This window comes from Endozoicomonas sp. ISHI1, from assembly GCF_024606225.1.
Lineage (GTDB): Bacteria > Pseudomonadota > Gammaproteobacteria > Pseudomonadales > Endozoicomonadaceae > Endozoicomonas_A.
The window spans coordinates 1-11,963 of the sequence record NZ_JAGRPU010000075.1 but is presented as its reverse complement, the minus strand read 5'-3'; the positions used below and the strand labels follow the sequence as shown (position 1 = coordinate 11,963).

Annotated in this window: 3 protein-coding genes; all 3 read right to left on the bottom strand. The window is 48.9% G+C overall.

The genetic code is table 11. The annotated features are described in order from the left end of the window. A partial coding sequence (locus tag KBW69_RS22720) for a hypothetical protein (RefSeq protein WP_257282399.1) occupies window positions 1–646 on the bottom strand: 646 nt, incomplete at its 3' end. 126 nt (window positions 647–772) lie between these two features. Continuing rightward, window positions 773–8,218 carry an AAA family ATPase gene (locus KBW69_RS22715; protein ID WP_257282398.1) on the bottom strand — a complete coding sequence of 2,482 codons (7,446 nt, stop codon included), beginning with the start codon at window positions 8,216–8,218 and terminating at the stop codon, window positions 773–775. A 150-nt stretch (window positions 8,219–8,368) separates the two neighbouring features. Then, window positions 8,369–11,963, bottom strand: a 3,595-nt coding sequence (locus KBW69_RS22710) for a transglutaminase domain-containing protein (protein WP_257282397.1), incomplete at its 5' end; no start/stop codon positions are given.

Here is an 11,963-nt window from a genome sequence, read left to right as displayed (position 1 = left end):
GTCGATTAATTCGCCGCCAGAAATCAGCACCGGGGGCGTCATCACACGGGCCAACCGATGCCAACTGCGCAGGGTCAGCCAAGACCAACAGTGAAACATGCCTGCCCAGAGGACGTTTCTGCTGGCTAACTTTGTCGTACAGGCAGGGATTATCCGGGTCCAGCAGATCGTTAAATTTGGGCAGCGCCTCGCTGGTGAGCTTTCGGATATCGATCACCAGGGTGAGTGGCTTTGAACCTTCAAAAAGCTTGCCTGGACGCAGAGTGTGGCGACCATCGTCGGAAATGCTCAACCGGCTCATCAGGTTGGCCTGTGAGAGGTCATCAGGGTGGGAAATAATAGTGACATCGCGTTGTTCATCGTCGGTCTGGGCAACCAAAAGCTGTCGAACCTCATCATCACCGGCGACAAAACGAAAATCGAAGGCATGAGAGGGCTTTTGGAGTGAGGAATCCGATGAGGATACGGTTCTCGCCTTGTCAGGCATCTTCATCGGAGATGACGATAGATTGAGTTTGGCCGTTACCTCAGAGCAGACCTTTGCAATCGGTTCATCCAGCTTTGCTCTTTTGGCCGGAATGCTATTATCAGACACGCCGTTATTACGAACGGGTTTGTTTATTTCTCCACCAATCTGACCATCCATGGTTGATCTCCCTACTGCAATCTGAAGGACTCAATTGAAACTGTTTAATAATATGACCTTAAAATCGTACGAAAGTTTCATTTGGAGAGTATTTCGTTGCCATTAATGGACATCACCAAACTATTATCATCTGTCCAATGCGTCACAAATCGAATTCAAATTCACGCTGTTAATAAACTCTTCGGCAATTTTTGTCAGCTCATTGGATTTCAGCAGCAGAGCATTACTGGCGTTTTGTGCTTCCCGCAAGTAGGCATCTTCAACCGTTTTTTGGAACTGGGAAGAGCTATCAATGAGCGTCATCATGCCATACAGCTCTTCTGGAGAAGATGGCTCATGAGCGCCGTAGTAGTCCCGCTTGAAAGTGTTAGAGCCGAGAGCAGCACTGGCCCAACAATACCTTAAGCCACCACCTTTCGAGTGTGTCATTTCATACAAGTAATGACTGAAGGCCTGCAGGATCCCTTGCTTGCATTTGTTTTTTAAATCGTTCAGAGTGCGCTTTTCGTACCATAGGTCCAAACTGGGCTTTGATTTGATCGTTTCGGATAACTTCTTCAATTCCGGGCTGTTTTCAAGTTTCCGTTGAAACAGGGCTTCGGCTTTTTCCTTAATCATTGTGCTGTCCCATAAAGGCTGACCCAGGATAATCACCGGACGGTGATTCGCCTTGCCTGAGGTTAACTGTGGAAACGCGGGCTGGCTTACCAGCATTCGTTCTACATTCGGAATCCCCCCGGGTTGGTCCGTCCAGGCATTCTTTATAGATCGATTGACAATCTGATCTTCAAGGAATGAAGAAGAACCCTCATGACAATGAGTGATGAAGATGGCATTCATTTTTTCCTTTTGGAAGCGCTCATAAATCAACTGCAATTGCTGGCTATTTTTTTCCCTGGACAACAATGTCGTGTACCACTTTTTCAGGCAATGGGTGGCGGCAACCTTGAGTTCATCGACGCCTTGCAGACGCACCAAAAGCTCATGATGTTGTTCGGCAGTGATAATAGAGGACCACGAGGACGGCAGTGGATCCAGCCAACCCAATAACAGAGCTTCACGGGCAAAGCGAATCACCGAAGGCCTGGCCAAGTTACTCTTCATCAGTATATCCACGTTTGAACGCAACCATTCGTAAGTGTCTACTCCGGCCTGTTCAATCATTTTTGAATGGAGTGACTTGAGTGGTTCAATGACCCGATCTTCATCACTGTCAGACAATATTTGTATGACTGCCTCCGACATCGGCCTATAGTCACGCTCAGTTCCTCTTACCGTACCGACCAAGTTCCGGTTGGGGCTTGTCAATGCTTTTGTCTTTTGCAACTCAAGTATTGAGACACCCAGGGAAAACCCGGCTAAATCTTTTTCCTGCCAAAGTTTCTCTACCATTGTGGAAATTGAGAAAATAGACCAATAGGTTTTTGGTAATACAATGCCTGTCTGAATCGTTTTCTTCAGTTCCTCAAGGCTTATGCCACAGACTTTAGCCAGAGCCTGCTGTTGCGCTAAATCAGCAATCTTCATGAGGTCCTTCAGGAGCTTTATCACGTGCTCCTCGATCTCGCCTGGCATAGGGCAGTCATCAATGACATTCCCGCTGGACTGTAATTCAGAGGTGATTTCTGTTAACTCCCCGGGCGCCCCGCCCAAATCCACTGATTCCCAGGTTTGGCCTCCATCTGCAGAATACTCAGCAAAGCTGTGGATCTTGCTATCCATTTGCCGGCAGGGGATCCCAAAATAACGACAAAAAGCGATAAAAACAGGCACACGATGGCGACAGCTACCTTGTTGCCGTGTTACCAGGAAGCTAAAGAAATTTTCTTGGGCTTCTGGTTCAGCTTCACCGGAAAACTGTTTGCAATACTCCGTGATCGCGTTAATTCGTTGCCTGGTGTCTTTAGTGTCATTTATTGTCCGCAAAAGCTCCTTCATTTCGTTGGATGGGTGTCGCTTAATATTTGTAAAAAGCTCTTTCAGTACGTTTTTCACACCCTCTGAACAATGGACGTCAAAAAGTATTGATCGTTCTGGTCGGGCTTCTTTAGCAGCTGTTTTTTTGCCCGGTTTTCCGGGTTCTACGATAAAAGCGCATTGAATACTTTGGTCTGCTTTTGCCCCGGAAATAAACAGTGTGTGAAGCCCGGTATATCGATCCCTGATCAGTTTATATGGCAAATTGGGTTTTATCCGCAAGGCCACGATAGAGTCATGAGGCGTCAGGCTTGGCAATGGGTATCGACCATTCTTTGATGACATCTCAAGGGTCGCCAGCGTTTGATCTCTGGTTAATGCCATTTCCCGGAGATTCTCTGGTAACGGATCGGGGATGAGGGCTTCGACCCCCTGAAAGTGTCGATCATCGAGCTTGATCTGTTTGACAGCACCCTCAGGCGTCACATAAATATCCATTGCCCGCCAGCGATCCATTGCAGGGGAATGGTTCTGCTTGTCAAAAATTCTCTTAAATTCAACCTTTGGCGTGTCCTGATCCTCGTAGTTCGTTCTTTGGTCCAGTGCCGGTGCTTCTTCCCCCTGGATTTCTGGATTGTATGGTTCAGGAGCGTCATCACCGCTAATAGCTGATGCTTCGTTAATAAAATCCGCTATCAAATGGTTTGGCAGATCACTGATCTGATGCCAGAGCGCTGGACACAATTGAGCTTCATTGGCGTTCCACGCCTCTATCTGCTGATCAGCTTCCCGAAGATAAGGCTGGCAAGCCGGTGTTGCCAGCGTTTGTTTCTCTTCTTCCGTCAGAGAAAAGACGCTATTGGCATCTACGCCTGTCTGGCCGAATTTATGATCAAACCAGTTTTGCTGCCAGTGTCGGTAAAGTGCCCGGGTGAGGGTATCGTCCGACTGATCCGGTTTCAGGGAAAGACCGGATGCCTGCCACTTGGCCTGGGCCACCATTTTGATGATTTGCGTTTTGGCTTCCTCTCCACCCAGACCCGCCTTAATACGTATTTCATGGTGTTTTTCATTGATGCTGTTGAGATAACTTTGTCGTATCAACCAGGGACGGTTAATGCCCGATACTGTTTCGTTGAACCACTTGCAAAGTCCGGAATCAAGCTCACCCCTTCTCATGTTAAGAGCCATGGCAAGAGCAGATGGTTCGGGCAACTCCTCCAGCGATATTTTGGCGGCCATCAGATAAAGGCGGTAGTGCTGATTGAGGCATTGATGAAGCCCTTCTTCGGTAAAATCACCCCCTTGGATGACAGCCCTGGCCACATTCTGTAAATCAAGACTGGTCGGCTGCAACGGCACTTTTTTCTGTTTCAGGTCAGCCCTCAGACCACAATGTTTTCTGGTCAGTTTTTCAGCCAGGATTTTCCCCTGCGGGTTATTTGGCAACACTTTCTCAGCAATGGTCTGCAATTCTGCCGGGCTGTACTGTCGGATGGGTAAGTGTCGGAAACGCCCTTTCAGCGCCGGTGATAGCGGTTTGCGTCCGCTGTACTCCGGTGGATTTGTCGTGGCAAACAGATGGAAACCCGGATGGGCGTCACCGGCCAGTATATCGTTTAACTCGCCTTCCAGGTGCTGGCTGTCAATCAGATTCATTTCCGAAATCACCACGATGCCGCCATGAATTTTTGCCGTCTGGATTTTTTCACACACTTTGTCCCAGGAACAATCACAGGCATTCAGGAGAAAGACCTCTGGCATGGATTCTCCCCGTTGCTTAGCCTGCTGTTTGACGCTTTCAATCACCAGGTTGAGAGTGGCATCCTTGCCCCGTCCCGCCGGGCCTTCAATCAGCGTCGCCTGACGACCGTCGTGTTTCCTGTTGAGATGATAAGCCTGCTGACAGCGGCTTAAATCCTGTCCGAGCTGTTGCACCAGTTCACTGACTGCCGATCCGGAGGTGTCAAAGTCAGGTCGGGTTTGTTCAGTGAATGTTATGAAGGGCTGCTGTATATCTTGCAGGTTCTGTGCATGAACTTTGTCGATCAGGGTGTTGTCGAGGTGGTAACGGGCAGCAAACCAGATTTCCACTGCGGACAGGGCATCCGTATGAGTCTCGCTGATTTCGGGAGCCAGTAGATCTCGAAAACTTTGTTGGATCAAACGGTTTATTTGCTTATAGGAAACACTGTCGTTTACGGGCAGTGCACGATCCAGATACCAACCCACCCAACTGCAGATATCTGTTAAATCCCTGGGGGTAAACTCATGCTCTGGCAACAGTTCCTGATAATATTGCCAGAGTGTCATCACACTCTCGGTGGCAATGTGTGCAATGTCGTTTATTTCAGATCCCGGCAGATGCCGTTGTAACTGTTTGACCAGAGCCGGTTCCACCACTCTGTCTCGAAGAAATGCCTGGTCCAGACGGGGATAGTAAGCTCTGGGCAGTTTTTCTCTCAGGGCCGGGTCCAGTTGTCGCCCGGCATAATGATCCGGGTTGCCGGTGAGAATCACCCGGTGGTTGCTGCTGACCTTGACGGGATGGCCATTGACATAGATGCAGGGTTCCGGTTCCCATAAGCCGTTTAATGACGCCAGCAATCCCGTTTTGGCCAGGTTGGCCTCATCCAGCACCAGGGTAACGAATTCTCCGTCTTTGTCGGACGGGGTATTGGCCCATGCCATCAGCATCCGGTTTTGCTGTTCCATCGAGCGATCGCCATCGGCGTGTTGTTGCCACTGCCAGCGTTTCATCAGGGTTTGTTCGCTGTCAGAAGGTCCAAGAGAAATGACCTCAGCCTGTCCTGAAGCCTTCGCCATTTTGGATGAAAAGTAACTTTTTCCGGTGCCGGTTTCTCCCTCAAGGAATATAACGGGGGAGTTCGCAAGCCGGTCATGGAGTCGGGATAATCGACGGCTTTCACGATCCTTCTGACTTAACTGGCCGTGATAAAGATCCCGGGCCAGCAGTGACAGGGGCTTATCAGCGGAACCCTGCCATGCCAGTGATTCAGACAATCGATGTTCTATACGTTCAATGTCTTCTGCCTCAGAATGCGCTGTTCTGGGCATCTGAAAACAATCAGTGGCCAGAGTGTGAATGGCTTCAGATCGGGTCTGCCCTGACGACAAGGTTAACTCCCAGCCAGAAGCCAGTGCATCTTGTAAACGTTTGATCTGTTTTGATGGTCTGATGACTAACCGTTGACAGGTTTCTGCTGCTGCCGGATCGACTTCCAACGAATGCGCCATTGCCAGGCGTTGTTGTTCAGGCGCATGGGCCACCATCATGGCACAGAAGCTGTCCAGAACTTCTTTTTCATCGCACTCTGAAAATGGTACATAAGACAGTTTTAATTGGCAGTCCTCAAATACTACCGGGTCAAAGGCTCTGGCCAGAGACCATAGGTTTTGCTTCACAAAAGCTCTATCCAGTCCCGGGGCACTGTTGATGATGGCATTTAACCGATCCGGGTCTACCGAGGCAGTACGCTGACCATCCGGTTTCTTATGGGCATCCGGCTTCTTACCAGCATCCGGCAGTAACTGCCAGCAAGCCACTTTCATAAAATCCCGCACTGCCGGATGCTGCCGGGTACCATGGGTGATGACGCTATCGATAGCCTTGCGCCAGTGGCGGGGTAAAAGTTGTGGGGACTGGTCAACCTGCTGTGCTCGCCGGGCAGCCAGTATCAGGTTATTCAATAACCCTTCGGTCATTTCAGGCAGCGGGTTGCAAAGGTCGGCGGGTACAGTTTTAAAGGTTTTGTAAAGTTCATTAAGCGCTTGTTCTGGCAGTTCAGTCCGGGGGATCTCATGCTTGTTAGCATTGATCTCCCAGAGATCGACCTCAGGACAGGGTTTACCCTTGGCAACCATGGAATCAAATACTGAAGACGGGCTCTTCGCAGACTCAGGCCAGAGCAGGGTGACATCAGCTTCCGGGTAGGCCTGTAATTGGCCATTCACCAACAGAGGTTGCCCAACAGCCAGAGGTTCCAGAAGCGCCTGAAGCGTTGGATTACTCTCCAGTCCCCGCAATACAACCGGCTTGCCAGAGGTTAATGCCTCCTGCAATTCAGTCTCACGTCGCCCAAAATGCGCCTTTCGTTCCGAGGTGATATAGATATTATCAAATAGCTGGCTAAGGCTGGTCTGTTCATTGACCTGAATGACCAGAGGTGCATGCTGTTGATTGATCCAATGACTGGCCTGAGCAGGTTGCCGATACGTGACGGTACTAAAAACGGCGTGATCTTTCATTGAACGCTTATCGTCTTCTGCCAACCTCAGGGCTTTCGGCTGCCGTCTTGTATGAGCCACCTGAAGTTGGGGCTCCAGGCCCGTTGTCTTGCGAATCGTCTGCAGTGAACCCAGCAAACAAAACCAGAGCGCTTCCGTGAGGGGAGACGTTACGGTGACGACACCACCTGCCCGAACTTGTTCCAACAGAGTGGTGTTAGGTATGGCATAGCCTTCCGGGGTAATGGCAATCGGGCTCAACCATTCCCTGATATTACTTTGGTTAATAATGATCGGGTTTCGTGGTGCCTGTTCTTCTTTTTTATCACATGGGTGGGACAGGGTTTGAAACAGTGAATGAAGCTCGTCTTTCCCCACCGGCATCTGATAAAACTGAACATCGTCGGGTAACGGACAGAGCTTACCATTGCTCTCAAAGCACTTTTGCATCAGCATCTGTCGAACCGTCTGTTCAAAGGCCAGATCCTGCCAGTCAGCCCCTTTCAGAATCACCCGTTGACCGGGCTTCAGTAGCTCAAGCCTGCCGGGTATGTGCTGGATTCGTCCCTGTTCATCTACTCCCGGGCCGCCCAGCAGCAACTGTTGCCAGTTGCTGTGCAGGTGACAGTTAATAACAACGGTATTGTCGTCGTCCATAGCGCTTTCGGCAGGGGGGAGTTCGGCCAATAACGAAGGAACCTCGTCAATCTCCATCAGTGGCTCGTTGCCAGTTTGTGCGTTGAATTGCCAGGTATTGCCCGGTCGATTAATTCGCCGCCAGAAATCAGCACCGGGGGCATCATCAAGCTGGCCAACCGCTGCCAACTGCGCAGGGTCTGCCACGACCAGCAGAGCAACATGCTCGCCCAGGGGACGTTTCTTCTGACTAACTTTGTCGTACAGGCAGGGATTATCCGGGTCCAGTAGATCGTTAAATTTGGGCAGATCCTCGCTGGTGAGCTTTCGGATATCGATCACCAGGGTGAGTGGCTTTGAACCTTCAAACAGTTTGCCCGAATTCAGAGTGTGGTGACCATCACCGGAAATGTTTAACCGGCTCACCAGATTTGCCTGTGACAGGTCATCGGGGTGGGAAATAATAGTGACATCGCGTTGTTCATCGTCGGTCTGGTCAACCAAAAGCTGTCGAACCTCATCATCACTGGTGACAAAACGAAAATCGAAGGCACGAGGGGGTTTTTGCAGCGAGGAATCCGTTGCGGATACGGTTCTCGACTTGTCAGGCATCTTCATCGGAGATGACGATAGATTGAGTTTGGCCGTTACCTCAGAGCAGACCTTTGCAATGGGTTCATCCAGCTTCGCTCTTTTGGCCGGAATGCTATTATCAGGCACGCAGTTATTACGAAAGGCTTTATTTATTTCTCCACCAATATGACCATCCATAGTTAACCTCCCTACAACCATATAAAGGATTAAGTTGAAACTGTTTAATCATTTGACCTTTATGTAGTACGAAAGTTCAATTTTGATAGTTGTTCGTTGCCGTGGAAGGAATTGACCAATCTCGAAAAACTCATCATGGCCAGACTGGTATCATGTATCCAATGCGTTACAAATCGAATTCAGATTCACGCTGTTAATAAACTCTTCGGCAATTTTGTCCATATCATCGTTTTTGAGCACCAGAGCGTTAACGGCGTTATGTGCCTGCCGTAAGCAAGCATTATTAACAGAATCTTGAAAAATGAAACAACTATCAATATCATCCATCATGGCAAACAGCTCTAGTGGTGAGGATGGATCATGAGCACCATACTCGTTCATTTCGCCAGTGTCGCACCCAACGTTAGCAGCGGCCCAACAAAACGTTAAGCTACCGCCTTGCGAGTTTGTCAATCCATGAAGATAATGACAAAAGGCGTGTACAATCGCTCGCTTGCATTTGCCCGTTGACGCATCAACAATATTTCTCTCCGGAATTTTCAATGCTCTCAGAGCTTGACGGTGTCGTATTCTCGTTGCCTTACAGGTACTGACTTTTTGTAATATCTTCTTTAATTCCGGGCGCTTCTCAGCTCTCATTTGAAGCAGGGCTGCAGCTTTTGTATCAATTACTTCCTCGGGCAAGGCCACTTGTCCCATGATAATCACCGGACGGTGATGGGTCTTGTCCGAGACAAATTTCGGAAACGCGGGACGGCGCACCAGCATTCGCTCTATATTTGGAATGCCCTCAGGTTCGAACGTCCAGGCGGGTTGCATTGAGGAGCTGGCAATTTTCTTTTCAAGGTATGGCGAAAAACCATCATGACAATGAGTCACGAGCAGGGTAGTACCTTTGCTCTTTTGGAATCCTTTATAAGCCAACTGCCATACCTGGCTATTTTTTTCCCTGGACAATAGTTGCCTATAAAACTTTGTTAGACACTGGCTGGCTTTAGCCTTCAGTTCATCGACAGCTTCCAGACACACCAACATCTGATGATGTCGAGCAGCATCTATAATAGAGCCCTCATAAATCGGCAGTGGATCCAACCAACCCGATTCCATGACTTCAAGGGCAAAATGAATGACCGAAGGTTTCATTAAGTCACTGCCTCTCAGTGTTTTCACAATTAAGTACAACCACAGGTCAATGATTGCTCCGCCCTGAAGCATCATTTTTGAATGGAGCAACTTGAGTTGTTCAGTGACCTGATTTTCATCGCTGTCGTATAATATTTTTCTTAATGCCTTCGATATCGGTTTAACTTCGCTCTCGTAATAGCCCAATGCTCCTGGCTCCAGCGACTCGATAATTGAAACACCCATGGAAAAACTGGCCAGATCTTTTTCCTCCCATAGGTTCTTTAGTATTTCGGAGGTACTTAGATTGGTTTCTGGCAACAGACTTTTTGTCTCAAGAGGTTTGTTCAGTTCCTCAAGGCTCAGTCCACAGGCTTTAGCCAGAGCTCGCTGTTGTGCTAAATCAGCCCCTTTCAGGAGATCTTTCAGAAGATCCTTGCTCTTCTTTAGCTCAGTACTGGAATCAGGGAGCTTTCTGATGGGCTGAAAGTCAGGTGTGATTTTTGTCCTCTCTACTGGTGCCCCGCCTAAATCTGCAGACTCCCAAGTCTGGCCTCCATCCCGGGAATACTCAGCAAAGCTGTGTCTTTGGTTTTTAATTTGCCGACATGGAATTCCGAAATAACGACAAAAAGCAATAAAAACAGGTACACGATGACGACAGCTACCTTGTTGCCGTGTTACGAGGAATTGAAAGAAATTTTCCTCATCTTTTGGTTCGATCCTACCGGAAAACTGTTTGCAATAGTCAGTGATCGCTCTGATTCGTTGCTCCTTGTTTTTGGCGTTTTTTATTTTCTGCAAACCCGCCCGTGCTTTGGGTCGTTGATGCTTAATGGTCACAAACACTTTGCTCAGAACTTTTTTCATACCTTTTGAACAGTGGCTGTCAAGCCATGTTGATGGTTCGGGTCTGGCTTCTTTAACAGGTGCTTTTTTGCCCGGTTCTCCGGGTTGTACGACATAAGTAAACTGAATAGGCTGCCTGGTTTTAGCCTGAGGAGTCAACAGTGTGTGAAGCCCGGTATAATGATCCCTGATCAGGGTAAATGGGAGATCAGGTTTCATGCGCAAGGCCACGATGTAGTCGTCAGGAGTGAGGCTGGGCAATGCATATTTACCCTTCTTCGATGACCGCTTAACAGTCGCCAGCGTTTGATCTCTGGTTAATATCAGTGTCTGGTCAGGCCCCGGTAACCGATCAGGTATGAGGGTCTCGAACCCCTGAATGTGTTGATCATTAAGATCAATATGTTCGATATCACCCCTGGCAGACACATTTATATCCTCTGCCCACCAACGATACATCCAGGAAGAAGGATTCCGCGTATTAAAAATTTCATGATCATTAAATTTTGGCCTTTCCAGTTTCTCATAGTTCGTGCTCCGATCCAGCGTCTTAGCCCGTATCTTGAGGACTTCTGGTTTGTATTTTTCAGGCGTGCTATCACCGTCCATAGCCAACACTTTGTTACTACAATCGCCAACCCAATGGTTTGGGTGATTACTTATCTGATGCCAAAAAGCAGGCCAGAATTGAACAGCATTGGAGTTCCATGTGCTTATACGCTGATCAGCCTCCTGAAGATAAGGCTGGGAAGCCGGTAATTTCAGCGTTTGTTCCTGTTCTTCGGTCAGTGGAAATACGCTATTGGCGTCCACGCCCGTCCGGCTATATTCACGATTAAACCAGCTTTGCTGCCAGTGTCGGTATAGTGCCCGGGTGAGCATATCGTCCGACCGATCCGGCTCCGGGGAAAGACCGGATGCCAGCCACCTGGCTTGAACGACCCTTTTGATGATTTCCGTCTTGGCTTCCTTTTTATGCAGACGAGCGTTAATACGAATTTCATGGCGTTTTTCATCAATGCTGTTGTGATCACTGAGTCGTATCAACCACGGACGATCAATGTTCGGTACTGTTTGGTTGAACCATTCGCAAAGTCCGGAATCAAATTCACTGTTATTCAGGGCAAGAGTCGATGACTCTGGCAGTTCCTCCAGTGACAGGTTGGCGGCCATCAGATAAAGCCGGTAGTGCTGATTGAGGCATTGATGTAGCCCGTTTTCGGTAAAATCGCCTCTTTTGACGACAGCCATAGCGACATTCTGTAAATCGCGGCTGGTCGGCTGCAACGGCAGGTTTTTCCGTTGCAGGTAAGCTCTCAAACGACAATGTTGCTGAGTCAGCCGTTTAGCCGCGATTTTCCCCTCCGTGGTGTGCGGCAACACTTTTTCAGCAATAGCCTGTAATTCTACCGGGTTATACTGACGGATCGGTAAATGTCTGAAACGCCCTTTCAGCGCCGGTGATAAGGGTTTTCGCCCGCTGTACTCCGGTGGGTTGATGGTGGCAAACAGGTGGAAACCCGGATGCGCGTCACCGGCCAATATGTCGTTCAGCTCACCTTCAAGATGCTGGCTGTCGATCAGATTCATTTCCGAGATCACCACGATGCCGCCATGCACTTTTGCTGTCTGGATCTTTTCACACACTTTGTCCCAGGAACAATCACAGGCATTCAGGGGAAAGACCTCTGGTGTCGATTCTCCCCGTTCTTCAGCCTGCCGTTTGACAGTTTCAACCACCAGATTCAGCGTGGCATCTTTACCACGCCCGGCG